We start from the raw sequence: 26433 nt of genomic DNA, 5'->3' as shown, positions 1-26433 counted from the left end.
AAAAATCCCCTCCGAAACACGCTGAACAACCTGCTTCGCCATCCTGCGCAAAACGGATAGCGATCTGCAGGATTCGGCTATTGCCCCGCGTATCGCCTGCCTAATCTGACCTGGCCTGAACTGAACAATAACAATGGAGGCCCTGGCCATGTCCCTGGGAATCGACTACTTAAATGCCATGCTCGAAGAAGACCCCGAGAAGGGCGCCTACCGCTGCAAGCGGGAGATGTTCACCGATCCACGGCTGTTCGAACTGGAGATGGCGCACATCTTCGAAGGCAACTGGATTTACCTTGCCCACGAAAGCCAGATCCCCAACAACAACGATTTTTTGACCACCACCATGGGGCGCCAGCCGATCTTTATCGCGCGCAACAAGGACGGTGTGCTCAACGCATTCCTCAACGCCTGCAGCCATCGCGGCGCCATGCTCTGCCGGCACAAGTCCGGCAACCGCTCCAGCTACACCTGTCCGTTTCACGGCTGGACGTTCAACAACAGCGGCAAGCTGCTCAAGGTCAAAGACCCGAGCGAGGCTGGGTATCCGGCGGCGTTCGATTGCGAAGGCTCGCATGACCTGACCAAGGTTGCGCGTTTCGAGTCCTACCGCGGCTTCCTGTTCGGCAGCTTGAATGCCGATGTGAAAACTCTCGCTGAGCACCTCGGCGAATCGGCGAAGATCATCGACATGATCGTCGATCAGTCGCCCGAAGGCCTGGAAGTGTTGCGCGGTTCCAGCTCTTACATCTACGAGGGCAACTGGAAACTCACCGCCGAAAATGGTGCTGATGGTTACCACGTCAGCTCGGTGCACTGGAACTACGCGGCCACGCAAAACCAGCGCCAGCAGCGTGAAGCCGGCGAACAAATCAAAACCATGAGCGCTGGCAGTTGGGCGAAGAAGGGCGGCGGTTTCTACTCGTTCGATCACGGCCATCTGCTGCTGTGGACGCGTTGGGCCAACCCCGAGGATCGTCCGGCCTACGAGCGCCGTGATGAACTGGCGCGTGATTTCGGCCAGGCGCGCGCTGACTGGATGATCGAGAACTCGCGCAACCTGTGCCTGTACCCGAACGTGTATCTGATGGATCAGTTCAGTTCGCAGATCCGCATCGCGCGGCCGATCTCCGTGGACAAGACCGAGATCACCATCTACTGCATCGCGCCGAAGGGCGAGAGCGCCGAAGCGCGCACCAAACGCATTCGCCAATACGAAGATTTCTTCAACGTCAGCGGCATGGCTACCCCGGATGATCTGGAAGAATTCCGTTCGTGCCAGACCGGTTACGGTGCCGGGCGCGGCTGGAACGACATGTCGCGTGGCGCTACGCACTGGGTCGAAGGCGCGGATCCGGCGGCCGAGGAAATCGACCTCAAACCGCTGCTTTCCGGCATGCGCACCGAAGACGAAGGCCTGTTCGTGCTGCAACACAAGTACTGGCAGGAAACCATGCTCAAGGCTGCCGCGAGCGAAGCAGATCTGATCCCAGTGGAGGCCGTGCAATGAACAGCCTCTACGAAACCGTGCGCGATTTCCTCTACCGCGAAGCGCGTTCTCTGGATGACGGCCAATGGGATCAGTGGCTGGAGTTGTACAGCGCCGACGCGAGTTTCTGGATGCCCGCCTGGGACGACAACGACAGCCTGACCGAAGACCCGCAAAGCGAAATCTCGCTGATCTGGTACGGCAACCGTGGCGGCCTCGAAGACCGGGTGTTCCGGATCAAGACCGAGCGCTCCAGCGCGACCATGCCCGACACCCGCACCTCGCACAATCTGAGCAACATCGAGATCGTCGAGCACGGCGACGGCCAGTGCCAGGTGCGCTTCAACTGGCACACCTTGAGCTTTCGCTATCAGGTCACTGACAGCTACTTCGGCACGAGTTTCTACACCCTGGATGTGCGCGGTGAGCAGCCGCTGATCAAGGCCAAGAAAGTCGTGCTGAAGAACGATTACGTCCGTCAGGTCATCGACATCTATCACATCTAGTCGACACGACGAGGTGCACCATGAGTTTCCAGATCGCACTGAATTTTGAAGACGGGGTCACCCGTTTCATCGAGGCCAGCGGCCTCGAAAGCGTTGCCGACGCGGCGTATCGCCAAGGCATCAACATCCCGCTGGACTGCCGCGACGGCGCTTGCGGCACCTGCAAATGCTTTGCCGAGGCCGGGCGTTATGCCATGGGCGACAACTTCATCGAAGACGCTCTCAGCCCTGACGAACTCGCACAAGGCTACGTGCTGACCTGCCAGATGCGCGCCGAGAGCGATTGCGTAGTGCGTGTGCCGGTCGGCTCGCAAGTGTGCAAGACCGAACAGGCGAGCTTCCAGGCATCGATCAGCGATGTGCGCCAGCTCTCCGAGAGCACCATTGCGCTGTCGATCAAGGGCGAAGCCCTGAGCAAACTGGCGTTCTTGCCGGGCCAGTACGTCAACCTGCAAGTGCCGGGCAGCGAGCAGACCCGCGCTTATTCCTTCAGCTCGTTGCAGAAGGACGGCGAGGTCAGCTTCCTGATTCGCAATGTTCCCGGCGGTTTGATGAGCAGCTTTCTCACCGGGCTGGCCAAGGCTGGCGACAACATCAATCTGGCCGGGCCTTTGGGCAGTTTCTATCTGCGCGAGATCAAGCGGCCGCTGTTGTTGCTGGCGGGAGGCACCGGACTGGCGCCGTTCACCGCGATGCTGGAAAAAATCGCCGAGCACGGCAGCGCATACCCGGTACATCTGATCTACGGCGTGACCAACGATTTCGATCTGGTCGAACTGGATCGCCTCGAAGCCTTCGCCGCACGCATTGCCAACTTCAGTTTCGGCGCCTGCGTGGCCAACCCGCAGAGCCAGCACCCGCTCAAGGGCTACGTCACCCAGCACATCGAGCCGCGTCACCTCAACCAGGGCGACGTTGATGTGTACCTGTGCGGCCCGCCGCCGATGGTCGAAGCGGTCAGCCAATACATCCGGGAGCAGGGCATCACCCCGGCAAATTTCTACTACGAGAAATTCGCGGCCGCTGCCTGACATTCTTTTTGATCCAGCACTGATTCTACTGGTGCAGGCATTCCCTGTGGCGAGGGAGCTTGCTCCCGCTGGACTGCGCAGCAGGCCCGGCTCTTTGGCTTTTGAACAGCGGGGGCCGCTTCGCGACCCAGCGGGAGCAAGCTCCCTCGCCACAAAGAGCGGTGTGATGCTCAATTTATTTCGAGGTTGTCATGAGCAACAGATTTGCCAACAAAATCGCGCTGGTCACCGGCGCGGCGCAGGGCATCGGGCGTCGAGTGTGCGAACGCATGCTGGAAGAGGGCGCGCAAGTGATCGCTGTTGACCGTTCCGAACTAGTCCACGAACTACAAGGCGCGGGCGTGCTGTCGCTGACCGCCGACCTTGAGCAATACACCGATTGCGCTCGGGTGATGGCTGCGGCCATCAACGCTTTCGGCCGGCTCGACGTGCTGATCAACAACGTCGGCGGCACCATTTGGGCCAAGCCGTTCGAGCATTACGCGGTAGAGGAGATCGAAGCCGAAGTACGCCGCTCGCTGTTCCCTACGCTGTGGTGCTGCCACGCGGCGCTGCCGTACATGCTCAAGCAGGGCCGCGGCGCCATCGTCAACGTGTCGTCGATTGCCACGCGCAGCCTGAACCGCGTGCCTTACGGTGCGGCCAAGGGCGGCATCAACGCGCTGACCGCGTGCCTCGCTTTCGAAAACGCCGAGCGCGGGATTCGGGTCAACGCCACGGCACCCGGCGGCACCGAAGCACCGCCACGGCGGATTCCGCGCAACGCCGCCGAACAGTCGACGCAAGAGAAGGCCTGGTATCAGCAAATCGTCGCGCAAACCCTCGATAGCAGCCTGATGAAACGCTACGCAACCATCGACGAACAAGTCGCGCCGATCCTGTTTCTGGCCTCCGATGACGCTGCCTACATCACCGGCGTGACCCTGCCGGTCGGTGGCGGCGATCTCGGTTGAGACCCTCTGAATGGACACTCAAATGCAGCGAATCCTGATCCAAAGCCTGTCGACCACCATCGTCGACCTGCCCACCATCCGCCCGCACAAACTGGCGATGCACACCATGCAGAAACAGACGCTGGTAATCCTGCGTCTGCGCTGCAGCGACGGCGTCGAAGGCATCGGCGAAGCCACCACCATTGGCGGTCTGGCTTACGGTTACGAAAGCCCGGAAAGTATCAAGGCCAACATTGACGCGCATCTGGCGCCAGCGCTGATCGGCATGGATGCGGGCAACATCAACGCCGCCATGCAGCGGCTGGACAAGCTGGCCAAGGGCAACACTTTCGCCAAATCCGGTATCGAAAGCGCGCTGCTCGACGCACAGGGCAAACGTCTCGGCCTGCCAGTCAGCGAACTGCTCGGCGGCCGCGTGCGCGACAGCCTTGAAGTGGCCTGGACTCTGGCCAGCGGCGACACCGCGCGCGACATTGCCGAAGCCGAACAGATGCTTGATCTGCGCCGCCATCGAATCTTCAAACTGAAGATCGGTGCCAATCCACTCGAACAAGACCTCACGCACGTCATCGCGATCAAGCAAGCCTTGGGCGACCGCGCCAGTGTGCGGGTTGACGTCAATCAGTACTGGGACGAATCCCAGGCGATTCGCGGCTGTCAGGTACTCGGCGACAACGGCATCGACCTGATCGAACAGCCGATCTCGCGGTTCAATCGCTCCGGACAGATCCGTCTGAATCAACGCAGCCCGGCGCCGATCATGGCCGACGAATCGATTGAAAGTGTCGAGGACGCTTTCAGCCTCGCAGCGGACGGCGCGGCCAGCGTATTCGCGCTGAAAATCGCCAAAAACGGTGGCCCGCGTGCCGTACTGCGTACCGCGCAGATCGCCGAAGCCGCCGGTATCGCGCTGTACGGCGGCACCATGCTCGAAGGCTCGGTCGGCACGCTGGCCTCGGCGCATGCCTTTCTCACGCTCAAGCAACTGACCTGGGATACCGAGCTGTTCGGCCCGCTGTTGCTGACCGAAGACATCGTCACCGAAGCCCCGCAGTACCACGATTTTCAGCTGCACATCCCACGCACCCCGGGCCTCGGCCTGACGCTGGATGAAGAACGTCTGGCGCGTTTTCGCCGCCACTGATCTCGCCAAGGAGACACCATGCTGTTCCACGTAAAAATGACCGTGAAATTGCCCCTCGACATGGACCCGGCCGTGGCGACCCGGCTCAAGGCCGATGAGAAAGAACTCGCCCAGCGTCTGCAACGCGAAGGCCAGTGGCGGCATCTGTGGCGCATCGCCGGGCACTACGCCAATTACAGCGTGTTCGATCTGCCGAGTGTCGAAGCGCTGCACGACACCCTGATGCTGCTGCCGCTGTTCCCGTACATGCAGATCGAGATCGACGGCCTGTGCCGCCATCCCTCGTCGATCCATTCCGACGACCGCTGAGTCCGAACTGAAGCCCATAACAACAAGATGAGGTGACTACCATGACCGTGAAAATTGCCCACACCGCCGAGCTGCAAACGTTCTTCGAACAAGCCGCAGGTTTTACCAACGACGACGGCAGCTCGCGCCTGAAAAACATCGTCCTGCGCGTGTTGCAGGACACCGCGAAAATCATTGAAGACCTTGAGATCAGCGAGGACGAGTTCTGGAAAGCCGTCGACTATGTAAATCGACTCGGCGGCCGTTCTGAAGCCGGACTGCTGGTGGCCGGTCTTGGCATCGAGCACTTTCTCGACCTTCTGCAAGACGCCAAAGACGCGCAGATCGGGCTGACTGGCGGCACGCCGCGCACCATCGAAGGCCCACTGTACGTGGCTGGCGCGCCGCTGTTCGAAGGAGAGTGCCGAATGGATGACGGCAGCGAGGAGGGCGTCGCCACCGTGATGTTGGTTGAAGGCCAGGTATTTGATCCAAACGGCCAACCGCTGGCCGGTGCCACGGTTGATCTGTGGCACGCCAATACCAAGGGCACCTATTCGTTCTTCGATCAAAGCCAGTCCGAATACAACCTGCGTCGACGCATCATCACCGACGCCGATGGCCGCTACCGCGCGCGCAGCATCGTGCCGTCCGGCTATGGCTGCGACCCGCAGGGGCCGACGCAGGAATGTCTGGATTTGCTGGGGCGGCACGGGCAGCGGCCGGCACATGTGCATTTCTTTATCTCGGCGCCGGGGCATCGGCATCTGACCACGCAGATCAATTTGTCCGGGGACAAGTATTTGTGGGATGACTTTGCTTATGCCACGCGGGAAGGGTTGGTGGGTGAGGTGGTGTTTCGTGAGGGCGTTGCCGAGCTAAAGTTCGACTTCCAGTTGCAGCAGGCGCCGGATGCTGGGGCTGAACAGCGCAGCCAGCGACCACGGGCGTTGCAGGTTTAACAAAGCCTGCCTGAATCCTTGCAGGAGCTGACGTTCGGCTCCTGCGCAATCTCGTGACTCAGAGCCAGGTTTCCTCGACCCGTCGATCCAGCTCTTCCCAATCGGCCATGCCCAGCACACGCGTGGTGTTCAAACCGCGCAAGTAGCCACGCAACTGATTTGCCACAGCCGACACCAGCCCGGCGTCCGCAGCGTCATCGAGCAGCACGCTTTCGTATTCCACCAGATATTCAGCGACCCGCTCACGATATTCGGGCAGGACGGCATCGCGGATCAGATCAAAGGTTCGCATGGGTATTCCCCCCAGGATTGTTTGGCTTGTTATCGACTGTCTCGCAGTCTGCACGCCGGGCAACTATCGGTTCAAGCAATAGTGATCATCAAGAATCGCAAGTTCTGCTTTGTGGGCGATGAGCACAAACTTGGCTCCATCGAAAACGCTGCTGAAGGAATTGCGCGATGAACATCATGACCCGACTGGCTGCCATTGCCCTGCTGATGAGCGGGATGACCGCAACATCGGTGTATGCCGATAACGCTCAGTCATGTCATTTGTTGCCGATCACCGCCAGCAGCGCCGCACTTCAGCATTCGCAAACAGTCGGTGTGCTGTACAGCGACAACACCCTGGACGATCTGCAATACCTTGAGCGCTACCACGATGTGGCGGTGAACGGCGCCAAAGATGCGCTCGATGCCCGGATTCGCGAGGCCTTCATCGACAGCTCCGATCCGGAACTGGCCATCGACTGGCTGACCAGTTCGCTGCAACAGCAGTTTCTCTCGGTGACCGTCTACGACAACCTCGATGCTCTGGTGCAGGCGCACCCGGACGTGGTGGTGATGCTCGATACGCACAACCGCTTGCTGACCCAGCGCAACAACCAGGTCGAAGCGCGGTTTGCCGCACGCTTCTACGACGCCGACCTGCAATACATCGGCAAGGCCAAAGGCGCGGTCGAGAAACAGATGCCATCGGTGTGGGTACACAACAAGGCTGCCCCCGAAATTGCCGCGCAGATCGCCCAGCAGCGGGATCTGCAACTGACTGCACTGAAACAGTTCGATGATTCGCTCAAGTCCCTGGTCAGCGCTGGCTGAGGAAGATTTCTGAAGATGCTCCTTTGGTTGGCCGCAACCAACCAATTTTTTGCCCCGCCAAGTGCGGGGCTTTTTTTGGGCGCAAAAAAGCTCGCAGCGTGCCGCAGATCCTACAGATGAATGTGTAGGCGCTGCGGCACGCTGCGAGCTTTTGAATTTTTGGCGAATGTTTTAAACGATGAAGTAATTACGTAAACAAGAAGAAGTAAACAGAGGATAAGACGAGGGAAAGCTGGAGGAGGGTGAAACGAGGAAAAAAATGGCAGGGGCGGCTGGATTTGAACCAACGCATGGCAGGATCAAAACCTGCTGCCTTACCGCTTGGCGACGCCCCTGTAACCGTTGCTGTCAGCCCTGTGTGGGCCTCTGCTCGAGTGGGCGGCAATTTACCAGCGTTCTTGCCATCTGTGAAGCCCTGAGATGAATAAATTTGAAGAAAAACAGCTACTTATTTCCATGGCCGGCTCAAACACCGCATTTTCAGACACTTGAGGATGCAAAAAGGGGCCGTAAAGCGGCCCCCACCGGTCAATTGCCATCGGCAACCTTGCGTTCGATTTCTGCGGTTTTGCGCTGCAACTCCTCGGCTTCCTGCTCTTTGGTACGAATAGAGGTGGGCGTAATCACCTCATCCACGGCGCGGGTGTCATCTTCCGGGTCCTGCAGATCGCGCTCAACTACATTCACCGGTTTGCCGGATGCATCGCTGGCCTGGGTTTGGTTGTCGTCGCTGTTCATGTTGAATTCCTCCGTTGGCTTAAACGTTGGATACAGCGACGGCACGCGAGTTCGAGTTTTTTGCCGGGGAGTCTGTGCCCGCTGATTATTCCTCGGGCAGTCTCGCGATGACTTTGATCTCGAACTGAAAGCCATACAGCCACGTCACACCGACCGCGGTGATATTCGGGAACGGCGCCTCGCCCCAGAATTCCGGCACTACTTCCCATATGGTTTCGAACGTCGATTGCGGATCGACCATGAACACGGTCACGTCCACCACATCGTCGAAACTGCAACCGGCGGCGCCGAGCACTGCATTGAGGTTGGTGAACGCCAGGCGCACCTGTTGTTGCAAGTCAGGTTCCGGCGAGCCGTCTTCATGACTGCCGACTTGCCCGGAGACAAACAGAAAACCGTTGGAGCGCACGGCCGGCGAGTAACGGTTGCGTTCATAGAGTGCCTGACGGCCGGGTGGAAAAACTACGTCGCGTTTTGTTGTAGAAAGCGTCATGGGGAGTCTCCTTCAAGGTGTTGAGAAGACTTTAGGGACTTGCATCCGCGCGATAAACCAGCAACCTTGGCGCTCACTGTTTGGAAATCCCAAACAATCGAGCCGCATTCAGGGGTTGGATATGGACCGTTTTGACGCGATGCAAGCCTTCGCTCGAGTAGTGGAGGCGGGCAGCTTCACCAAAGCCGCCGAAACCCTGCACATGAGCAAGACCACCGTGACGCATCTGGTGCAGCAGTTGGAAGCGCGCCTGCGGGTCAAGTTGCTCAACCGCACCACGCGCAAGGTCAACGCGACGGCGGACGGTGCGGCGTATTACCAGCGGGTGATCAGAATCCTCGCCGAGATGGACGATGCCGATACCAGTCTGTCCGGCGCATCGGCGCAGCCCAAGGGGCGCCTGCGGGTTGATGTGCCGAGTCCGTTGGCCAACCTGATTCTGGTGCCAGCGCTGCCGGAATTCTGCGCGCGCTATCCGGACATTCAGATCGACATGGGCGTCAGCGACCGCATCGTCGACATCATTGATGAGAACGTCGATTGCGTGGTGCGCGGCGGTGAGTTGCTCGATCAATCGTTGATGGCGCGACGGGTGGCTGATCTGCAACTCGGCGTGTTCGCTGCGCCCAGTTACCTCAAGCGCGCCGGCACGCCTGAGCATCCGCGAGAGCTGGAAGACTCGCATCACCGCGTGGTCGGGTTCCTCTGGGCGCGCACCGGTAAGCCGGTGCCGTATGCGCTGCACAATCACAGCGAAAACCTGCAAATCAAAGGTCGCCACGTGCTGGCGGTGGATGACGGCAATGCCTACCTGTCGGCTGGTCTCGCCGGGCTTGGCGTGCTGTGGCTACCCAAATACATGTCCAAGGCCCACGAGGCGCGCGGCGCTCTGGTGCCGTTGTTCGAAGACTGGCAACTCGACCCGATGCCGCTGTACATCGCCTATCCGCCGAACCGCCATATCAGCCTGAAACTGCGGGTGTTCATCGACTGGGTTGCCGAAGTCATGGCGCGGCATGCGCCGGTCATGCATCGGCCAGGTTACTCAGCAGCCACTCGGTAAAGCTGCGCGCCATCGGGTCGTGCTCGTTGTCGCGGTGGGTCAGCAGCGCCCAGTTCGGCCCGCGAATGGTGTCCTCGACCAAAGGTTGCAGCAGGCCGTTTTCCCGTGCCTGACGACTGAGCAACTGGCTGACCAGTGCAATGCCAAGTCCGCTGCAAGCCGCGTCCAGCAACAATCCCGGGTCAGAAAAATTCAGCCCCTGATCCTGCTGTCCAACATCGATCCCGGCTTCGACCGCCCAATGACTCCAGTCCATTTCCCGCTCACCGTGCAGGGTGGTGCGCTGTTGTGCGGGCACCTGCAAAAGGCTCGGATGACACGCCGGATACAGCCGATCCGCATAAAGCACTTTAAAGCTGCATTCAGCCTGCGAACTGATGTCGTCGCGCACCGCCAGATCGATGGTTTGCGTGGCCATGTCTGGCACTTCATCGGTGCTGAAAATCCACAGATCGACATCCGGGTGCTGCCGTCGAAACTCCCCCAGTCGTGGCAACAACCAATGACGGGCGAACGCGGGCGTGGTGTTGAGCACCAGTTGATTGGGCTTCTGATATTGGCCGAGCCGGCGGATGCCGACCGCCAGTTGCTGCAGCATCGCCTGCGTAGTGCTGAGCAAATCATGGCCGGCGTCGGTCAGGGCGACGCTGCGTCCGCTGCGATGAAACAGCGGTTGCTCCAGATACGCCTCAAGGCTGCGGATCTGCTGGCTGATCGCAGATTGAGTCAGGTTCAACTCGTCGGCGGCCTTGTGAAAACTGCCCAGCCGAGCGGCCGCTTCGAAACCGCGCAGGGAACTCAGGGGTGGCCAGTGTTTAAGCATGATCGATAAGCTCCGCTAATCATTTATCCGCTAAATCCATCGTTTGTTCGCCGGTTTTGCCGCCCGTAGCATACACATCAATGCCGCACAGGCGGATTTGATTGAACACAACGGCTTAACTGACGAGGCGATTAGCATGCACCAGCAGAACAATAACAACAGCGGTTGGATGATGCCGGCAGAGTGGGTGAAACACGCCGCGACGTGGATGGTCTGGCCACACAATCAGGCGTTGTGGGAGTCGGGCTGGCGCCTGACTTTGCCGCAAGTGCAGGAAGATTTCGCCCGTGTGGCCAACGCCATCGCGCGGTTCGAACCAGTGAAACTGGTGGTCGATCCGTCGGCGCTGGCCAGCGCCAAAGCGTTGTGCGGGCCGAACATCGAGCTGATTCCGCTGGCAGTCAACGACAGTTGGTGCCGCGACTCCGGCCCAAGCTTCGTCTGCCACCCGCAGCAAGGTCTGGCGGGCGTGAGCTGGCGCTTCAACGCCTGGGGCGGCAAATCCGCGCACGATCTGGATGAAAGCCTGGCGCGGCGTGCACTCAATCATTTGCAGCTGGAATGCTTCGGCACTTCGCTGAGTAACGAGGGCGGGGCGATTCACGTTGATGGCGAAGGCACGCTGATCACCACTGAATCGGTGCTGCTCAATCCCAACCGCAACCCCGGCGTGAGCAAAGCCGAGATTGAAGACATCTTCAGTCGTCTGCTCGGCGTGAAGAAAACCATCTGGTTGCCCGGCGACCCGGACTATGTGACCGGCGACATGACTGACGGCCACGTCGATGGCGTCTGCGCTTTCGCCCGTCCTGGCGTATTGCTGGTGGATGCCACTCACGACCGCAGCTCGGTATACGCCGAAGTTGCTCGGGAAAACCGCCGTGCACTGGAATTGGCGACTGACGCTCAGGGCCGTAAGTTCGAGCTGATCGAACTGTTTGAAGCCAGCGATGCGGTGGACACAGAAGCCGAAGTGTTCTGTGCCTCGTACACCAACTTCCACATCGCCAACGGCGCGATCATCATGCCGGCGTACGGCATCGAGGCCGACCACATCGCCGCAGAAACCCTGGCCAAAGCCTTCCCCGGTCGCGAAATAGTCCCAGTGCAGATCAACCATCTGGCGCATGGCGGCGGCGGTGTGCATTGCATCACCCAGCAGCAGCCAGCCTGGCCACTGGAGGCTTGAGCCATGACGATAGTCAAAGTCGCCACCACGCAAATGCCGTGTACCTGGGATCTGCCCGCTAACCTCGACCGCGCCGAACAACTGGCGCGTGAAGCCGCTGCGCAGGGTGCGCAAGTGATCCTGTTGCAGGAGCTGTTCGCCACGCCGTATTTCTGCATCGAACAGAGCCAAAGTCGCGAGCACTGATCCGGATCTGCAAATGCGCTTTTACGGCTCGTCGTTCATCACCGATCACAAGGGCAAATTGCTCGCCGAAGCCGACCGCGAAAGCACCGGCATTCTTGTGCAAAGCCTTGATCTGGCCGCCATGCGCGAAGAGCGCCTGAGCTGGGGCATCTACCGTGATCGTCGCCCGGAAATGTACGGCGCGTTGCTCACTCAGGACGGGCGCAACCTGCACGCTCGCTGGAATCCTCAAGGAGTCTGATATGCATACCTCAAACAAGTGGTTGCTCTGTACTCATCCGCAAGTTCCAGTCACAACCGGTGACCGATCTGGTCAACGGCAACCTGTGTCTGTCGCTGGGTTACAGCGGTGACATGACCCAGGCCCAGCGCACCTCGGCAGCGCCGGCAAGACCACCCAATTCCAATACCGCGTGCCGCGCGAGGGCACCACGGTGTGGATGGACACCATGGCCATTCCGGTCGATGCCAGACACCCGGAATACGCCTACGCGTTCATCAACTTCGTGATGCGCCCGCAAAACATGGCCGCCATCAGCAATTTCACCGGTTACCCAACCTCCAACGCCAAAGCGCGGGCAAGTGTCGATGCGGCGATGCGCAACAACCCGGACATTTACCTCGACGAAGCGACCTATGCTCGTCTGATCCCGGGCAAAGACATTTCCCAGGCTGAAATGCGTGCGCGCATGCGCATTTGGACCAAGTTCAAAACCGCCACTGCCAATTGATTTTACGGTCCGCCCAGCGGCCCACGACTCCATCAGGAACACACACATGCCGCGATCTGGGAGGACTTCACCGAAGACGTTCAGGAAGCGCTCGGCCGCATCGCCCGTTCGTCTGAAAGCTGAGTCCACCTGTAATTTCTGACAGTTGTTACCGAGTCGTTGTTGCGGTCAGATGTACGGGCGATACCACCTTAGATAAGGAGCGATTTTATGGACAATACTCAGCCAGATGCGTTGGTCCCTCCCATTGAAATCAACCAGGGTGGGATGTTCAGCGCTACGGAATTGCTGGTTGCTCGCCCTGCACGAGTTCGGGGAGGCATTAGGCCGATTCCGTTTACAGAAGACATGGGCGTTCCTTTGCGAGTTTCCAGGTGGAACAACAATATGTTCAGGTTGTTGATTGATCCACTGCAGAATCAGCGGCGAGATGACGAATATCATATTTATCTGAACAAACTGTTTGTTGCTATTGGATACGCCAAGGCTGATGATGACATTATTGAAGCAGACGTGCCAAACCTGCTGCGTTCCGGCGCTAACACTCTGACTTATATTGCTGTGCGCGGCAGCCAGAATTTGATTGAGTCGGAGGAGCTGACACTCCGTTACCATTATCCACAACCGGGTTACCAGGATCGTAGTCCCGGCGACGATCAACATTCAGAATTGGTATTGGAACTACCTCAATCAGTTCTCGATAAGGGTATCGACCTTGAAACTGCAAAAAAGGGAGTGCTGTTTTGTTTCACTTATCCGTTCTGCCGAGCGTACGACACAATTCGCACGAATCTCAACGGCTTCGATTACGACTACGAAGTCAAACAGACTGAAGCTCCTGCCACGCCATCGGCTACTCCTACGACGATTTGCATTCTGCTGTACGACGACACTTTTATGTTGGCGGGTGACCACCCGGAGTTTATCTGTTCCTTTATGGTAATTGACGCCTTGACCAACCCAAGTGATCTTGTTTCCCCATGGTCAAGCCCCGTTGTCATCGATGTGGACCAGGCTGGCGCCAGATTTCCAGGGCCTATCTTTCGGGAAGTGCTAGATGACACTCCAGATGATCCCGGCACTATTGATTTAGCAAAGCTCGGCAGTGAATTGTCAGGGTTTATTCTAACCAACGACAACCGTTTTAAAATAGGTGACGACATTCTTGTAACAGTCACCCTGCAGATACCGGGTATGACTGATTTGGTATTGAACGTGCCTGCGAAAGTCGAGGGTGATATGTTCGGGCAGAAAAAGCCCGTGGTATTCAGTATTCCCAGCTCAGGCATCGTCATTGGTGTCGTCGTAAAGGGTTTTTATACAGTGTCGAGAGGGGGTGTGAAGGCAGGGGATTCCAAGGTCACCAAGTCCACCGTTATTGGAGACGCCCCACAGGTTCTGCAAAAACCGAGGCTGCAAAAGTCGGAGAACGAGGTGTTCGATCCGGCCGAGCCTGCCAATCAGCAGGGCGGTAATGCTCGGATCGAAGTGCCGAACTCACGTCATGGCGACGAAGTCCAGCTTGTGATGGAAAATGCTTCAGGGGAAATTTCCCCTGCCTTTCCCCGAAAAAAACCCAATGCCAACGGCCGAGCTAATTATCCGGTGGAAAGCCGCATTATCGCGAAGAATTTGGGTAAGAAGATCAAACTATGGCATCGATACTTCCGCGACGGAAATTTGCTCGCAGAGTCGCCGAGCCGACAGGTCCGGATAGGTACCATTCCAGATGATCAGATCGGTCAACCGACTCCATTGATTGACAATAACGGCGGCGGTGAACTGGATGTACGCCCGCTTACTGCAAACGCCAAGCTGCATGTGTCGAAATGGCTACACCAAGTTGCGCAGCAACTTGTAAGTGTCAAATACACCGGGCTTGATGGGAATGGAAATGAAGTAGTTCTTGAAACAGCTAAGGGCGTGTCGAATGACTCGGCGAACGGTTACAGTGATACAGCCCCGGTTGAATGGCTTATGCGGCTTCGGCATGAAAGCAAACTGAATATCACCGTGAGAATCAACTACGGGGGAACTGCAAGTGAGGCCGATTCGGTCAGTCTTCCGTCTAGAACATATATTGTATTGACGCGGATGTTCGAGGGTTTTGACGGTCGGCCGGAGAGTAAGATTTATTCGGCTGGTGAAATAATTAGCACTCCTGTCCTGCAATTTCAGATGACAACTGTTGTCCCTTGGCCAGCTAATCCTATTTCCAGTACCCACATAGGAATCAGTCATTGGAACTACATAAATCGCGGGTATTTTATGTATTGGTATGTCCATAATGGTGCCGAGGCGCGGATAGAATTCAATCAGCCGGGGCAGAACCTGAGCTTCAAATGCGTCGCCAATATTGATAGCCCAGGTAATGTAATTCAGGTGGATGTTTATGGTTTAGCAGGTCATTTGGGACTAAGGACAATGCACTTTTATGGGGGGAGTGAAGCGTTTTCTTTTGCTGGCGCGAATATCATTAGGCTGGAGCTAAAAGCGTTCAAGAATGCCGGAATCGCATTCGATGATTTTTTGTTGACGCCTTAATCTCTTTTAGCCGCGCTGCCTCTGATTTGCGGCGTCGCCTATCCGTTCGATGATGGATAGGCGGCACCGCATTCGGTCAGCGGCCATGCGCGGCGGCTGCCAATTGTTCGGTATCGACGCGCACAAACACCGAATCACCAACCGCTGTCAGCACTTCCCCGGCATACACCTCGCAAATCACTCGCGTCTTGCGCCCGACTTCACCTTCGACTTTCGCCTTTAAGGTCAGCGGCACGCCCATCGGTGTCGGTTTGATGAACTTGATTCCGAGGTTGCCGGTGACGCAATTAATGCGCGGCAGGCTTTCGGCTTCACGTTGCTCGGCGCGGTAGTGGTAGGCCATTGCCGTCCAGTTCGAATGGCAGTCGACCAGCATCGCGATCAAGCCGCCGTAGACCAGATCCGGCCAACCGCAGAATTGCGCGTCCGGCTGATGCTCGGCGATCACGTGCACACCGTCTTCGTGCCAGAAACTCTTGATGTGCAAGCCGTGCGGGTTGTTGCTGCCGCAGCCGTAGCACACGCCGTCGGGTGCGGCGCTGTCTTGCAGGGAGGTGTCGAGCGTGGCCATGCCGGGATCATCCTTAAAAGTGGAAGCTGAACCGCGCTGATATTAACGCTGAATGCAGATCCTCGATATTCACGGACAGAAAACGCGGTGCCCGGACAGATCGCGCAGGGATTTTGCTGACAGGCTTTTCTGTCACATTGCGGCTTGGTTGATTGCAGATAGTGGCGGCCCAACCTGTTTCCCGTGAGGCTGCGCCGTGTTTCAACGTCTTGTGTGTTCGCTGTCCGTTTTGAGCCTGTCCATCGCTGCCGCGCAGGCGGCTGACCTCAATACCCCGCGTCTGCAGGGTATCGACAACTTCCGCGATATCGCCGGCACCACCAGCGCCTATTCAACGGCCAATGACGGCACCCTGCGTTCGGGCGTGTTCTACCGCTCGAATGCGCTGACGCCGACTGCGGCAGATCTGACCGTCCTCAATGGCTTGGGGATCAAATCCATTTACGATCTGCGCACGCCAAGCGAAATTGCCGCCACGCCGGACACACTGATCAGCGGTGCGACCTATCGCAACATCGACATTATTGGCGCCACCACGTCGGGTTCGAACATCACCAACATTTCGTTCCACAGCGCCGCCGAAGCCGTGGCGATGATGCAGGAGACCAACCGCGCCTTCGTCAGCGATGCCGGTATGCGCGGGCAGTTCACCACGCTGTTCAACGAACTGGCCGGGGTCGATGGCGCCGCGCTGTTCCATTGCACCGCCGGCAAGGATCGCACTGGCTGGACCGCCGCTGTGTTACTGAGTATCGCCGGGGTCGACAGCGCCACGATCATGGACAATTACCTGGCGACCAACGAGTACACCGCCGCGCGCGTAGCGAAAACGCTGGCATCGATGCCTGCAAGCATGGCCGCGATATACGCGCCGCTGCTCGGCGTCGAGGCGAGTTTTTTACAGGCCGGTCTTGATCAAGTGACCACGCAGTACGGCAGCATGGATAACTACCTCAAACAGGGATTGGGTCTGTCGCAGGAAACCATCTACGTACTGCGTGGCAAGATGGTTTATTACAACAGTTTGCCCGGTCAGCAGGGCCTGATCGGTAACGCCGCGGCTGGCGCGCAACTGTTGCAGCAACTGCAAAACACCAGCCTGTCGGGCACTTACAGCGATTTCAACTGCTACCTGCAATCGGCGATCGATGCCGGCACTCTCGGTGGGGTCGAGTCCACGGTCGGCGGTCAGGTGCATGCTGATGCGGCGAGTTATCTGCTGCGCCAAGGCGCGATGATTGATCAAGCCGCCGCGCCGTTCACCAGCGGCACCGATCTGAAAATCGGCCAAACCCGGCTGTGGAGCACCGGACTGGCGGGTTATCTCGGCACCGACGGCTCGGCGCATGCCGCCAGCAGCAACGAGCACAGCCAAGGCCTGATGGTCGGCCTGACCCAACGTTTCAGCGAACAACTCAGCGCTCACGCCGGTTTCGGTTACAGCAAGGGCAGTGTCGGCGGCGCGGGTGGCGAGGCGGATACCGATCTGACTTTCTTCGCCGTTGGCGCACGCTTCGCTCCGAATGGTCTGGAGCGCGGGCTGTTTGTCGATGCGGATGCCAACGCCGGTTGGCTCGACTACGAGAGCAAACGCGATCTGGGCGGCGGCCTCGGCTCAGCCAAGGGCGACAGCCACGGCAAACTCACTGGCGCGACCTTGGCGCTGGGTTATCGGCTGCCGTTTAGCGGGATGATTTTTGAGCCAAGCCTCGGTATGCGCGTCAGTCATCTGGACCTGTCGGGCTTCAAGGAGAAGGGCAGCGAACTGGCGCTGGATGTCGACGGCATGCAAGAGACGCGGCGCAGTGCGGTGGCCAATCTCGACGTGTCGTTCGCCCCGGTAGCGATGGGCGCGTGGCAACTGGTGCCGGGTGTCCGCGTGGGTTATGAGCATGTGCTCGGTGATCATCAGGTCGAGAGCGAAGGGCACTTGCTCGGGCTGGATATCGAACAACGCGCCGCGTTCGACAATCGTGATCAGTTCACTGGCGGGGTGAATATCATGGCCAACCTCGGCACGTTCAGCGTCGGCGCGGAGGTCGGTGCCAGTGGCGGTGGGGACAGCCATGGTTTTGGCGGCAGTCTGAAGGCCAGTTACCAGTTCTGACGTGGCCGGTTTCAGCCCTTGCGTACCTGCGCGGGGCTGACGCCGTAGGCGCTTTGGAAATACTGGCAGAACCGGCCGACATTGCTGAAGCCGAATTGCAAAGCCACCTCTGTCACGGAGGGGGACCCGTTGATCAGTGCCGCGTGGGCGCGTTCCAGCCGAACTTGCCGCTGATAACTGACAATCGACGTCCCGGCAAAGCGCCGAAAACCGTCCTGCAACGCGCGCAGGCTGAAATTGCTCAAACGCGCCAGATCCGTGCCGCTGACTTGATGATCGGGGTGGGCCTGAAGGTAATCGATGGCCTGCTTTACGTGCCTCGGCGCGATCAGCGGTTCAGGTCGATTCAGGGCGTCACTGAAGTTATGCGGCCAGGCTTGCAGCACAGCATCGACCAGCATTTCGCGCAGCCGCGAAGGCATCAGCGAACCGCTGCTCAGCAGCAAATCAAACTCGGTGCCGGTGGCCAGATCGATCAATGCGCGGATGCCCTTGAAGGCCTTGATGTTGAGATCGACCACGGGTTCGAAGCGCAGCTTTTTCGGCAGAGGCTTGCCGAGCAAGGTCGACAGTCGCTCGGTCAAAATTGCGCGCCCGATGGAAATCCCATGCTGCGCGTGGTTGTCGATAAAACGCATCGAGCGCAGTTCGGCTTTGTCTATGGCCAATCCAACTTGAGTCAAACCAACCGACTCGCTGCTGTGTTCGAAAATAATCTTGCCCGCGGTGGGAATCACAAAGGTGATCTCGTCAAACGGTGCCGGAAACGCCACGGTGAAATCACCGCGATAGTGCATCCGCCGAAAACTCACGCCTTCGTGCCGCCCATAAACACCACCGATAATGATGTTGCTCGGTAGCGGCGACGAGTCGGCATAGCGATTGCCCAACATCCGCGAAAACAGCGCGCCGAAGTCGTCGCAGTTCATGTCGTCGGAGCGAAGAATGATCGGTTGGCGCGTCGGGCTTGAGAACACCTTGGTTGATCGCCTTGCAGAGAATGGGGCGCAAGGACGCTATCAGTCGAAAATGACGATTGTGTGACAAGTAGAACAACTTGCGCCCTGATGTATGTGCAAACACAGGTCAATCTCCCGCGGTTGCATATGCTCAGCAATAAACTTTTATAAATAACAACTTTACGCCGATCGCTGGACCTAACTAATGTTCAGTCAGGTCTGACTATTCAAGCCGGCCTCAATATGAATTAATAGAAGGAATGCAAGCATGTGTAATTATAAGCCCTGCGTAACTCTGAAAGCTGCCGACCCGCGAGTCGCGTATCAAGTAGCCGTTGCGGAAAATGGCGATAACGCATTGCCGGGGGGCATCTCGATCCGTGCAGTCGCAATGCATAAACAATTGTGGGCCGGCGGACGTGTGTTGACTATTGCGTTTTTAGGGCGTCCTTCCGAACCCCTCAAAGAGGCGGTCAGAGTATTGATTCGGGAATGGGAACCCTATGTGAATTTGTCGTTTGATTTTATTGAAGGGAATAATGCTGACATTAAGATTCAGACAAATGCAGACCAGAATGGATCTCTGATTGGCACCGACGCACTTACAATCAAAGCCGGCCAACCAACAATGCTCATTAAAGCCATGCCTGGGGATTTTGATTTCAGAACGGTCGTACTGCACGAATTTGGTCATGCACTCGGTTTGCATCACGAGCATTTGCACCTGGACGCAAACATCCCTTGGAACAAAGAAAAAGTATATGAAGAGTACGCCACCAAATATGGCATGAGCAAAGAAGAGGTTGATGTGAATTTGTTAAACCCATTAAGCATTGATGACATACTTGTTGGCGTTTACGACACGACTTCCATTATGCATTATCCGGTTGAAAAGGAACTGACGAATGGTGTTTTTGAAGTTCCAATGAATACGGATATCAGCAGCGAGGACAAACGTGTCATTCAACTCCTCTATCCGATTGCCCATTCGCACTATGATGGCTCTTGTGAGCACCCCTGAGAGGGGCGCCCACTTTATCTGAAGGTTAAGTTACCTGGACGACCCGATCTCACTCGTCGTGATTAATATCCCGATCCTTGGTTTCCGGCAAGAAGAACGTCCCAAGCACCGCCGTCATCACCGCAATCACAATCGGGTACCACAAGCCGTAGTAGATATCGCCAGTCGCCGCGACCATGGCAAACGCCACTGTCGGCAGGAAACCACCGAACCAGCCATTACCGATGTGATACGGCAGCGACATCGAGGTGTAGCGAATACGCGTCGGGAACAGCTCAACCAGCCACGCCGCAATCGGCCCGTAAACCATGGTCACGTAGATCACCAGGATCGTCAGCAGCAGCAACACCATCGGGTAATTGGTCTTGGCCGGGTCGGCTTTCTCCGGATAACCGGCCTCTTTCAGTCCGCTGGTAAGGGCCGCGGTAAAGGCGTCGTTGCGGGTTTTGAAGTCTGCCGCTGGCAGCACGCTGCCTTCGAAGCTCTCGACAACCTTATCGCCGATGCGCACTTGCGCCACTGTGCCCGGTTCGGCTTTGACGTTTTCGTAAGGGATTGCACGTTTGGCCAGAATGGTCTTTGCCAGATCGCAGGAACTGGTGAATTTGGCCTTGCCCACCGGGTCGAACTGGAACGAACACGCGTCAGGGTCTGCAATGACTTTGACCGGATTCTTCTCCTGCGCAATAAACACGTCCGGGTTCCCGTACTGAGTCAGCGCATGGAAGATCGGGAAGTAAGTCAGTGCCGCCAGAATGCACCCGGCCATGATGATGCCCTTGCGCCCGATGCGGTCGGACAGGCTGCCGAAGATCACGAAGAACGGCGTGCCGATCAGAAGTGAACCGGCGATCAACAGGTTGGCGGTTTGAGGATCGATCTTCAGCGTCTGCAACAGGAAGAACAGCGCGTAGAACTGTCCGGTGTACCAAACCACCGCTTGGCCGGCGGTGCCGCCGAGCAGGGCCATGATCACGATTTTCAGGTTGTCCCAACGGGCGAAGGATTCAGTCAGCGGCGCCTTCGACGTCTTGCCTTCAGCCTTCATCTTGAGGAACACCGGCGACTCGCTGAGTTGCAGGCGGATGTACACCGACACCGCCAGCAGCAGGAGCGACAGCAGAAACGGAATCCGCCAGCCCCAGGCTTCGAACGCCTCAGTGCCCAGCACGGTGCGGCAGGCGAGAATCACCAGCAGCGACATGAACAGGCCCAGCGTCGCCGTGGTTTGAATCCACGAGGTGAAAAACCCGCGTTTGCCCTTCGGTGCGTGCTCGGCGACATACGTCGCCGCGCCGCCATATTCACCGCCGAGCGCCAGACCTTGCAGCAAACGCAGGGTAATCAGAATGATCGGCGCCGCCACCCCGATAGTCGCGTAACCGGGAAGGAAACCGACGATAGCCGTAGACACGCCCATGATCACAATCGTGATCAGAAACGTATGCTTGCGCCCGATCATATCCCCCAACCGGCCAAACACAATCGCGCCAAACGGGCGCACGGCAAAGCCTGCGGCGAAGGCGAGCAGGGCGAAGATGAACGCCGTGGTCTCATTCACCCCGGCGAAAAAGTGCTTGGCGATGATCGCCGCCAGAGAGCCGTACAAATAGAAGTCATACCACTCGAACACTGTGCCGAGGGACGAGGCGAAGATGACCTTGCGCTCTTCACGCGTCATCCCCTGATTCGGGGCGCTGCCAGTCGATGCTGTGTCGATAACCGCCATGGGTGTTCTCCGTCGTACGTTTTTGTTTTAGGCCGGAGCACCTAACAGTGTTGCTGTACCCGTGGCCTGGGGTGTGGCGCTTCGCGGGTTGCGGGAAGCGTGGACAGACTGAGGGCCTCGCTCTGGGGGCGGGGTTAGGTTGAGCTTAATTGGGTTTTGGGGGATTTCCACTGGATAGCGTTGGATGGGGGATTGTGGGGGAGTAGAGGTCGCGGGACGACATGCAAAGAAGTTTCGGAAGTTATGTTTATTGCGCATTGTTATTAAAAACTGTCATTTCTATCAGGTGCGGCTGTTTGTGGTTGTGTTGATACTTGTTTTCGGTACGGGGCAGTCTTATTAAATAGCGTGTCGCTGGTCGGTGATAGTGGAAGATAAAACTGCACTGTTTTTCCAGTATTTTGTGGATGTAAATAGGTCGGAGAATTTCATGGATACGACAAACTTGAGGGTGAGCGGATTTAAAGGTTCGAACTTGAACTTTGTCCAGTTGTGCACTGAGTTCGGCAGAGGGTTGAATGCGGAAGTCATTCAGGTGGCAATGGTTTCGGATGATGCAGCGGATGTGATGGTGATTCGCAATAATAGTCCAAGATCGGTAGCCGACGCTCTGCTCAGCTGGACAAGTCCAGAGGGGCAACATTTTAACGTTTCCTATACGGCTGATGAGTTTGGTTTTCAGCCATAAAAAAAACCAAAATCAAAGGGGGCAGATTTGAATGGCACTTACTTAACATGTTCTGGGTGCCCGTTCTTTCTAACCTCGGCCCTTGCTGAACTTATGAAACTTTCAGTTGTGCATGCCATCGTTTTGTCTTTCGTCGCTGCTGGTATGCCTGCACTGGCACAAGCAGCTATAGCCACCTGTGATGGAGTTGTCTTACTTCTGAGGACCTCCGACGTAGCGATAGGATCACCTGTTGAGGTGGATGTGACAGTGCGCAGCGATCTGGTTGGGAAGGTTAGCGGCGTAGTGCAATTCGCTGCCTTTAAAGGGCCAAGCTCGATACTCGGCTCAAACAACCAAGCATTCTCGGCCCCGAATACTAGGGTCGTAGTAAATACGAAGCCTACATCTATTGTTAATAACTACAAAGGCACATTGTTAGGTGTGGTGAATGGTGTTCAATGTGAGAAGAGGGTGGAGGGGGCGCTCGACTTGTACGCTCCCTAACAAACCAAAGCGGGACACTCATTGGTCGGTGACTAGTCAAGGTTAATGGGTGTCATCTTTGTTTTGCATCGACGAACCTCACTCTGCTCATAGCGCATCTCGTAAGTGCGACCCTGTAGGAGCTGCCGAAGGCTGCGATCTTTTGACTTTGAAGATCAAAAGATCGCAGCCTTCGGCAGCTCCTACAGGGGACGGCGTGGCAGTAATTATTCGGTTGGGACTAGGTTATCCAGCACTTGATTCACTGCCAATTCTCCGAGCATCACGATTTGGGCAATACCTAGGAGCGTTTTGCGATGTGTGCCTTCAAGCAGTGCGGCAAAGTCGCTGAGCATGACGTTGGCTGAGCCGAGGGTTTCGCTGGCGTCGACCAATAAGGCTTCGTTGCTGGACTTGGGGTTGGCGATGTAGAGGCGATTGGGGTAGTAGGGCGCTGCCATCATGCGAGCGGCGAGTGGGCCCAAGTGGTAGTCGAGGGCGCGTTCGGCGGCTTCGTTGAATTTTTTGGAGTCAGGACATTCGTAGGGCGATGTCGGATCGGTGATGTGTGCCGGTTCGGTTACCGGCGGATTAGGCGTGATTTTGAACATGCGATCTTCCTTTACAGTAGAACCGCAACCTTTTCGCTGCTAAACGAAGGGGTGGCAGCTGTGCGCAAGTTAGCAGACCGGTAGGAAAATCAAACCCGGCGCACCCGAAGATGCCATGCACACAGCTACCATCAAGCGCAGGTAAACACCTGACTGAAGATGCCAATGCAACCGTAAGTCTTTCCTGGCCGGGCTGCTAAACCCGATCACTGCGAATCAGTGACCCGATCAAAGTTACCGGCCGACCCCAGGGCGCACAAGCCGGCGGATTCTGGCCTAGCGGTAGGCAACGGCGCAAGGATTTGTGGGCATTTGGACGTAACACAGCGTTTCGCTAAACAGTCCTGCACTGTCCGGTTTATCGGCTTGCATCCATCAAAGAAAAGTCCCACAGAACCCCATGCCATTCGTCGGCAGCACCGCACTCAACCCCGCCGCACCCCCTCCAACCCAACATGACCAAAACCATCACCGCCCAAGACCTGCACATCGCAATCGCACCCCAAAACGACTCAGCCCTGTTCAAATGGCTGCTCGCCAGCTTTCTCATGGGCAAGCGCATCCAGGCCTACATCGCCGCTGAGGCCTACCGGGTGATTGTCGAGAAACACCAACGCGACACTCCACGCAAACTCGCCAATTGCACCCATCGCGAACTGGTACACATGCTCGGCGAAGCACATTACGTGCGCTACGACGAAACCACCGCCACGCGTTTGTTGGCGCTCGCCGCCAAACTCAACGAAGAATACGCCGGCAAAGTCAGCGCCATCGTCGAGGCCAGCACCGACCGCAGGGATTTTGAAAAGCGCCTGCAAGCCTTCGAAGGCATCGGCCCCAAAACCGTGGAAATCTTCATGCGCGAAGCGGGCAGGGTGCTGTTTTGATGTTCATCGGTTGCGCAGGCTGGAGTCTGAGCCGCGAATACTGTCCGGACTTCCCAACCGAGGGCACGCACCTGCAACGCTACGCCACGCGGGTCAATTGCGCGGAGATCAACAGCTCGTTCTACCGTCCGCATCGCCGGCAAACCTATCAACGTTGGGCCGAGTCTGTATCACCGAACTTTCGTTTCAGCGTCAAGCTGCCAAAGCTGATCACCCACGAACTCCAACTGCAGCACTGCGATCAGGCGCTCGACGAATTCCTGCAGCAGTGCTCAGGGTTGGGAGAAAAACTCGGATGCCTGCTGATCCAACTCCCGCCAAAACTGGCCTTTGACGCACCACAGGCAGAAGCCTTTTTCAGCAAACTCCGAGAGCGCTCCAATAAAGACGTCGTGCTAGAACCGCGCCACGAATCCTGGACAACCGCCCATGATCTGCTGATAGAACATCGCATCGCCCAAGCCGCAGTCGATCCCTCACGCATCAGCACCGACGCAACCCCACAGGGTTGGCCGGGTCTACGCTACTGGCGCTTGCACGGCTCCCCCCGCATCTACCACAGCGCATACGAACCAACGTACTTGCAGCAACTCGCCAACCAACTGCAAACCACCAACACCTGGTGCATCTTCGACAACACCGCCAGCGGCGCCGCCCTTGGCAACGCGCTCTCACTGGCTACTTGCTGCGAGTCCAGATCTTGACGTAATCCACGCGAAACGTCGAAGGCAAATCCGCATCATCCACGACGCCAAACCACTGCCACATCGCCTCGCTGTCGAATACGATCTGCATCGGAAAATTCCAGTGCGTGTTCTTCGCCTCACGCACCAGCACTCCATCGACATACCAGCGCAGCGTGTCCGGTTGCCAGTCAAACCCGTACACATGAAAGGTGCTCGCAAAGCGCCACGGCGCGGTCCAGCTGCTTCCTTCGCTCAGGTGTTGATTGTTGCCGGGTCTGGCCCAGACGTGGGCGTTCATGTTGTACAGCCGATCAAACTTGCCATCGCGGGTCTTGCCGCCGATTTCGAAGATGTCGATTTCGGTGGCGTTGTCCGTCAGCCCGGTCCAGGCCAGCCAGAATGCACTGGAACCGGCGGAATTCATCGGTTTCGCCCGAGCTTCGTAATAGCCGTAAAAACCGCGTTCGATGGTGCGCACCATGGCCGAGCTGTAGTCCTTGTAGCCAAGGCTCAGGTACTTTTCCGGCAACTGCTGTTTGCGAAAGTAGATGTTCAGATTGCCGTTGCCGACCTTGGCGTTCTCCGGCAGGAACAGCGCCGGTTTGCGTCCTAGCGAATCGGTGCCGGTCGCGTCGTTGACGTGCCAGCGGTTGCGGTCGAGGGTCGTGCCGTTGAAGTCGTCGGACAGGCGCGTGTCGAGCAGCCATTGCCCCGCGTTGGCCTGATCCGATAGCGGCAGATTCGCGTTCATATGCGTCGGCGTTGGACCGAGCGGTCCGCTGCGGGTCCACGCGCTGGACTGCTGCGGGACCGCCACCGCCCACTTTTCGGCAAGGTAGGCGAACACCCGTTCACGTTCGGCCTGCGACACCAGCGGCCGGTCGTAGACCAGTACTTCGGCGATATCGCCGCGCAAGATCTCCGAGGTGCCGACCACGTTGCGCGCCACCGCAAACGGGCCGATCGGCACGTCGGTGGCTTCAACAAACGCGATGGCCGGTTCATACGCCGTGGTATGCTGCACGCTGAGGCCGAAGTTCGGCGCGACGTTGTCGTTGTCGGCCAGTTGCGGACGCGAGCTGAACAAGCGTTGCCAGGCTTTGCCGCCAGCCTGTTCCGGCAAACGCCGCGACACCACAAACACGCTGACCGGCCCGGTCCCACTTCGAATCGATGGGCCGATAAACGCCGACACGCCGCTGAAGCGCACCACCGAACGACCGTTGATGGCGTCTTTGACCAGTGTCGGCAACGCGCTCGCCGCCGGATTATCGAGGCTGACATTGACCGCACGCGGGGATTTATCGCGCCAGCTCAATACGCCGTTCTGCCCATCGACGCTCATGTGCGTCGGGTCGGCGCCGTCGAGCCATAGCACCAAACCCTCGGTGACCATCGGCGCCGCCAGCGCATTGGTCGACAACAGACACAGCCAAATCACGCATTGCCTGAACATACGAAACTCCTTCCC

The 26433-nt window shown here is 57.7% G+C and carries 25 protein-coding genes, 1 tRNA gene and 2 pseudogenes; 18 read left to right on the top strand and 10 right to left on the bottom strand.

Features of this window, described 5'->3' with window-relative positions:
* The first annotated feature begins 148 nt into the window (after nt 1-148).
* The 7 genes from benA (at nt 149) to catA (ending at nt 6370) form a co-directional block, all read left to right on the top strand.
* The gene (benA, locus tag ACOI8A_RS25620) at nt 149-1507 is read left to right on the top strand and encodes a benzoate 1,2-dioxygenase large subunit (protein ID WP_420650291.1); all 1359 of its coding nucleotides are present in this window, start codon (nt 149-151) and stop codon (nt 1505-1507) included.
* Nucleotides 1504-1992: a benzoate 1,2-dioxygenase small subunit gene (benB, locus tag ACOI8A_RS25615; RefSeq protein ID WP_420650292.1), complete on the top strand. Its 489-nt coding sequence runs from the start codon at nt 1504-1506 to the stop codon at nt 1990-1992. Before benA ends, benB begins: the two co-directional genes overlap by 4 nt.
* Before the next feature lie 20 nt (nt 1993-2012).
* Nucleotides 2013-3023 (top strand): benzoate 1,2-dioxygenase electron transfer component BenC, encoded by a 1011-nt coding sequence (benC, locus tag ACOI8A_RS25610; RefSeq protein ID WP_420650293.1) that lies wholly within the window; start codon nt 2013-2015, stop codon nt 3021-3023.
* Nucleotides 3024-3214: 191 nt separating this feature from the next.
* Nucleotides 3215-3976, top strand: coding sequence for a 1,6-dihydroxycyclohexa-2,4-diene-1-carboxylate dehydrogenase (locus ACOI8A_RS25605; RefSeq protein WP_420650294.1), 762 nt, complete (start codon nt 3215-3217; stop codon nt 3974-3976).
* A gap of 22 nt (nt 3977-3998) precedes the next feature.
* The gene (locus ACOI8A_RS25600) at nt 3999-5120 is read left to right on the top strand and encodes a muconate cycloisomerase family protein (RefSeq protein ID WP_420650295.1); all 1122 of its coding nucleotides are present in this window, start codon (nt 3999-4001) and stop codon (nt 5118-5120) included.
* Between the two features lie 18 nt (nt 5121-5138).
* Nucleotides 5139-5429 carry a muconolactone Delta-isomerase gene (catC, locus tag ACOI8A_RS25595; RefSeq protein ID WP_420650296.1) on the top strand — a complete coding sequence of 97 codons (291 nt, stop codon included), beginning with the start codon at nt 5139-5141 and terminating at the stop codon, nt 5427-5429.
* A 41-nt stretch (nt 5430-5470) separates the two neighbouring features.
* Nucleotides 5471-6370, top strand: a complete 900-nt coding sequence (gene catA / locus ACOI8A_RS25590) for a catechol 1,2-dioxygenase (protein ID WP_420650297.1) — start codon at nt 5471-5473, stop codon at nt 6368-6370.
* A 58-nt stretch (nt 6371-6428) separates the two neighbouring features.
* Here catA and ACOI8A_RS25585 read toward each other — a convergent pair whose 3' ends face one another.
* A complete protein-coding gene (locus ACOI8A_RS25585) occupies nt 6429-6662 on the bottom strand; it encodes a hypothetical protein (protein ID WP_420650298.1) in 234 nt (77 codons plus the stop codon).
* 167 nt (nt 6663-6829) lie between these two features.
* Between ACOI8A_RS25585 and ACOI8A_RS25580 the strand changes: the two genes are divergently transcribed.
* Nucleotides 6830-7471: an ATPase gene (locus ACOI8A_RS25580; RefSeq protein WP_420650299.1), complete on the top strand. Its 642-nt coding sequence runs from the start codon at nt 6830-6832 to the stop codon at nt 7469-7471.
* Nucleotides 7472-7731: 260 nt separating this feature from the next.
* Here the strand turns inward: ACOI8A_RS25580 and ACOI8A_RS25575 are convergent.
* The 3 genes from ACOI8A_RS25575 to ACOI8A_RS25565 form a co-directional block, all read right to left on the bottom strand.
* Nucleotides 7732-7806 (bottom strand) — tRNA-Gln (locus ACOI8A_RS25575).
* Between the two features lie 193 nt (nt 7807-7999).
* Nucleotides 8000-8209, bottom strand: a complete 210-nt coding sequence (locus tag ACOI8A_RS25570) for a hypothetical protein (protein WP_420650300.1) — start codon at nt 8207-8209, stop codon at nt 8000-8002.
* 85 nt (nt 8210-8294) lie between these two features.
* Nucleotides 8295-8702 (bottom strand): RidA family protein, encoded by a 408-nt coding sequence (locus ACOI8A_RS25565; RefSeq protein ID WP_420650301.1) that lies wholly within the window; start codon nt 8700-8702, stop codon nt 8295-8297.
* Between the two features lie 121 nt (nt 8703-8823).
* On the opposite strand from ACOI8A_RS25565, the gene ACOI8A_RS25560 reads away from it, so the two are divergent.
* Entirely contained in the window at nt 8824-9765 is a 942-nt protein-coding gene (locus tag ACOI8A_RS25560; protein WP_420650302.1) for a LysR family transcriptional regulator, read from the top strand.
* Here the strand turns inward: ACOI8A_RS25560 and ACOI8A_RS25555 are convergent.
* Complete coding sequence (locus ACOI8A_RS25555) at nt 9728-10588, bottom strand: LysR substrate-binding domain-containing protein (RefSeq protein ID WP_420650303.1); 861 nt, start codon at nt 10586-10588, stop codon at nt 9728-9730. The genes ACOI8A_RS25560 and ACOI8A_RS25555 overlap by 38 nt on opposite strands.
* Before the next feature lie 136 nt (nt 10589-10724).
* Here ACOI8A_RS25555 and ACOI8A_RS25550 point away from each other — a divergent pair, with 136 nt between their 5' ends.
* The 4 genes and pseudogenes from ACOI8A_RS25550 to ACOI8A_RS25535 all read left to right on the top strand — a co-directional run bounded on the left by ACOI8A_RS25550 (nt 10725) and on the right by ACOI8A_RS25535 (nt 15238).
* On the top strand, nt 10725-11777 hold the full coding sequence (locus tag ACOI8A_RS25550) for an agmatine deiminase family protein (RefSeq protein ID WP_420651474.1): 1053 nt from the start codon (nt 10725-10727) through the stop codon (nt 11775-11777).
* 3 nt (nt 11778-11780) lie between these two features.
* A pseudogene (locus tag ACOI8A_RS25545) lies at nt 11781-12204 on the top strand (nitrilase-related carbon-nitrogen hydrolase).
* Between the two features lie 35 nt (nt 12205-12239).
* Nucleotides 12240-12694 (top strand): annotated as a pseudogene (locus tag ACOI8A_RS25540) (extracellular solute-binding protein); the annotation flags it as partial.
* A gap of 210 nt (nt 12695-12904) precedes the next feature.
* Nucleotides 12905-15238, top strand: coding sequence for a hypothetical protein (locus tag ACOI8A_RS25535; RefSeq protein WP_420650305.1), 2334 nt, complete (start codon nt 12905-12907; stop codon nt 15236-15238).
* Between the two features lie 76 nt (nt 15239-15314).
* Here the strand turns inward: ACOI8A_RS25535 and ACOI8A_RS25530 are convergent, their stop codons facing one another.
* Nucleotides 15315-15809: a PaaI family thioesterase gene (locus ACOI8A_RS25530; protein WP_420650306.1), complete on the bottom strand. Its 495-nt coding sequence runs from the start codon at nt 15807-15809 to the stop codon at nt 15315-15317.
* 196 nt (nt 15810-16005) lie between these two features.
* On the opposite strand from ACOI8A_RS25530, the gene ACOI8A_RS25525 reads away from it, so the two are divergent.
* Nucleotides 16006-17916 carry a tyrosine-protein phosphatase gene (locus tag ACOI8A_RS25525; protein ID WP_420651475.1) on the top strand — a complete coding sequence of 637 codons (1911 nt, stop codon included), beginning with the start codon at nt 16006-16008 and terminating at the stop codon, nt 17914-17916.
* Nucleotides 17917-17927: 11 nt separating this feature from the next.
* Here the strand turns inward: ACOI8A_RS25525 and ACOI8A_RS25520 are convergent, their stop codons facing one another.
* Complete coding sequence (locus tag ACOI8A_RS25520) at nt 17928-18893, bottom strand: AraC family transcriptional regulator (protein ID WP_420650308.1); 966 nt, start codon at nt 18891-18893, stop codon at nt 17928-17930.
* A gap of 250 nt (nt 18894-19143) precedes the next feature.
* On the opposite strand from ACOI8A_RS25520, the gene ACOI8A_RS25515 reads away from it, so the two are divergent.
* A complete protein-coding gene (locus tag ACOI8A_RS25515) occupies nt 19144-19896 on the top strand; it encodes a M12 family metallopeptidase (RefSeq protein WP_420650309.1) in 753 nt (250 codons plus the stop codon).
* A 49-nt stretch (nt 19897-19945) separates the two neighbouring features.
* Here ACOI8A_RS25515 and ACOI8A_RS25510 read toward each other — a convergent pair whose 3' ends face one another.
* Nucleotides 19946-21625, bottom strand: a complete 1680-nt coding sequence (locus tag ACOI8A_RS25510; protein WP_420650310.1) for an MFS transporter — start codon at nt 21623-21625, stop codon at nt 19946-19948.
* 430 nt (nt 21626-22055) lie between these two features.
* On the opposite strand from ACOI8A_RS25510, the gene ACOI8A_RS25505 reads away from it, so the two are divergent.
* Complete coding sequence (locus ACOI8A_RS25505; protein ID WP_420651477.1) at nt 22056-22313, top strand: chitin-binding domain-containing protein; 258 nt, start codon at nt 22056-22058, stop codon at nt 22311-22313.
* Between the two features lie 692 nt (nt 22314-23005).
* On the opposite strand, the gene ACOI8A_RS25500 is transcribed toward ACOI8A_RS25505, so the two are convergent.
* A complete protein-coding gene (locus ACOI8A_RS25500; RefSeq protein WP_420650312.1) occupies nt 23006-23389 on the bottom strand; it encodes a DUF6124 family protein in 384 nt (127 codons plus the stop codon).
* Nucleotides 23390-23844: 455 nt separating this feature from the next.
* On the opposite strand from ACOI8A_RS25500, the gene ACOI8A_RS25495 reads away from it, so the two are divergent.
* Together ACOI8A_RS25495 and ACOI8A_RS25490 are read left to right on the top strand one after the other, a co-directional pair.
* Nucleotides 23845-24276 (top strand): DNA methylase, encoded by a 432-nt coding sequence (locus ACOI8A_RS25495; protein WP_420650313.1) that lies wholly within the window; start codon nt 23845-23847, stop codon nt 24274-24276.
* Nucleotides 24276-24980 (top strand): DUF72 domain-containing protein, encoded by a 705-nt coding sequence (locus ACOI8A_RS25490; RefSeq protein WP_420650314.1) that lies wholly within the window; start codon nt 24276-24278, stop codon nt 24978-24980. Before ACOI8A_RS25495 ends, ACOI8A_RS25490 begins: the two co-directional genes overlap by 1 nt.
* Here ACOI8A_RS25490 and ACOI8A_RS25485 read toward each other — a convergent pair.
* A complete protein-coding gene (locus ACOI8A_RS25485; protein WP_420650315.1) occupies nt 24955-26418 on the bottom strand; it encodes a family 16 glycosylhydrolase in 1464 nt (487 codons plus the stop codon). The two genes, ACOI8A_RS25490 and ACOI8A_RS25485, sit on opposite strands and share 26 nt — an antisense overlap.
* Nucleotides 26419-26433: the final 15 nt, after the last annotated feature.

The organism is Pseudomonas sp. P4795 (genome assembly GCF_048822895.1).
GTDB lineage: Bacteria > Pseudomonadota > Gammaproteobacteria > Pseudomonadales > Pseudomonadaceae > Aquipseudomonas.
This window is presented reverse-complemented; position numbering and strand designations above follow the sequence as displayed.

What these genes read in the sequence shown, in the direction of transcription:
- benA (WP_420650291.1), top strand. Translation starts at nt 149, where the DNA reads ATGTCCCTGGGAATCGACTACTTAAATGCCATGCTCGAAGAAGACCCC.
- benB (WP_420650292.1), top strand. Translation starts at nt 1,504, where the DNA reads ATGAACAGCCTCTACGAAACCGTGCGCGATTTCCTCTACCGCGAAGCG.
- benC (WP_420650293.1), top strand. Translation starts at nt 2,013, where the DNA reads ATGAGTTTCCAGATCGCACTGAATTTTGAAGACGGGGTCACCCGTTTC.
- ACOI8A_RS25605 (WP_420650294.1), top strand. Translation starts at nt 3,215, where the DNA reads ATGAGCAACAGATTTGCCAACAAAATCGCGCTGGTCACCGGCGCGGCG.
- ACOI8A_RS25600 (WP_420650295.1), top strand. Translation starts at nt 3,999, where the DNA reads ATGCAGCGAATCCTGATCCAAAGCCTGTCGACCACCATCGTCGACCTG.
- catC (WP_420650296.1), top strand. Translation starts at nt 5,139, where the DNA reads ATGCTGTTCCACGTAAAAATGACCGTGAAATTGCCCCTCGACATGGAC.
- catA (WP_420650297.1), top strand. Translation starts at nt 5,471, where the DNA reads ATGACCGTGAAAATTGCCCACACCGCCGAGCTGCAAACGTTCTTCGAA.
- ACOI8A_RS25585 (WP_420650298.1), bottom strand. Translation starts at nt 6,662, where the DNA reads ATGCGAACCTTTGATCTGATCCGCGATGCCGTCCTGCCCGAATATCGT.
- ACOI8A_RS25580 (WP_420650299.1), top strand. Translation starts at nt 6,830, where the DNA reads ATGAACATCATGACCCGACTGGCTGCCATTGCCCTGCTGATGAGCGGG.
- ACOI8A_RS25570 (WP_420650300.1), bottom strand. Translation starts at nt 8,209, where the DNA reads ATGAACAGCGACGACAACCAAACCCAGGCCAGCGATGCATCCGGCAAA.
- ACOI8A_RS25565 (WP_420650301.1), bottom strand. Translation starts at nt 8,702, where the DNA reads ATGACGCTTTCTACAACAAAACGCGACGTAGTTTTTCCACCCGGCCGT.
- ACOI8A_RS25560 (WP_420650302.1), top strand. Translation starts at nt 8,824, where the DNA reads ATGGACCGTTTTGACGCGATGCAAGCCTTCGCTCGAGTAGTGGAGGCG.
- ACOI8A_RS25555 (WP_420650303.1), bottom strand. Translation starts at nt 10,588, where the DNA reads ATGCTTAAACACTGGCCACCCCTGAGTTCCCTGCGCGGTTTCGAAGCG.
- ACOI8A_RS25550 (WP_420651474.1), top strand. Translation starts at nt 10,725, where the DNA reads ATGCACCAGCAGAACAATAACAACAGCGGTTGGATGATGCCGGCAGAG.
- ACOI8A_RS25535 (WP_420650305.1), top strand. Translation starts at nt 12,905, where the DNA reads ATGGACAATACTCAGCCAGATGCGTTGGTCCCTCCCATTGAAATCAAC.
- ACOI8A_RS25530 (WP_420650306.1), bottom strand. Translation starts at nt 15,809, where the DNA reads ATGGCCACGCTCGACACCTCCCTGCAAGACAGCGCCGCACCCGACGGC.
- ACOI8A_RS25515 (WP_420650309.1), top strand. Translation starts at nt 19,144, where the DNA reads ATGTGTAATTATAAGCCCTGCGTAACTCTGAAAGCTGCCGACCCGCGA.
- ACOI8A_RS25510 (WP_420650310.1), bottom strand. Translation starts at nt 21,625, where the DNA reads ATGGCGGTTATCGACACAGCATCGACTGGCAGCGCCCCGAATCAGGGG.
- ACOI8A_RS25505 (WP_420651477.1), top strand. Translation starts at nt 22,056, where the DNA reads ATGGATACGACAAACTTGAGGGTGAGCGGATTTAAAGGTTCGAACTTG.
- ACOI8A_RS25500 (WP_420650312.1), bottom strand. Translation starts at nt 23,389, where the DNA reads ATGTTCAAAATCACGCCTAATCCGCCGGTAACCGAACCGGCACACATC.
- ACOI8A_RS25495 (WP_420650313.1), top strand. Translation starts at nt 23,845, where the DNA reads ATGACCAAAACCATCACCGCCCAAGACCTGCACATCGCAATCGCACCC.
- ACOI8A_RS25490 (WP_420650314.1), top strand. Translation starts at nt 24,276, where the DNA reads ATGTTCATCGGTTGCGCAGGCTGGAGTCTGAGCCGCGAATACTGTCCG.
- ACOI8A_RS25485 (WP_420650315.1), bottom strand. Translation starts at nt 26,418, where the DNA reads ATGTTCAGGCAATGCGTGATTTGGCTGTGTCTGTTGTCGACCAATGCG.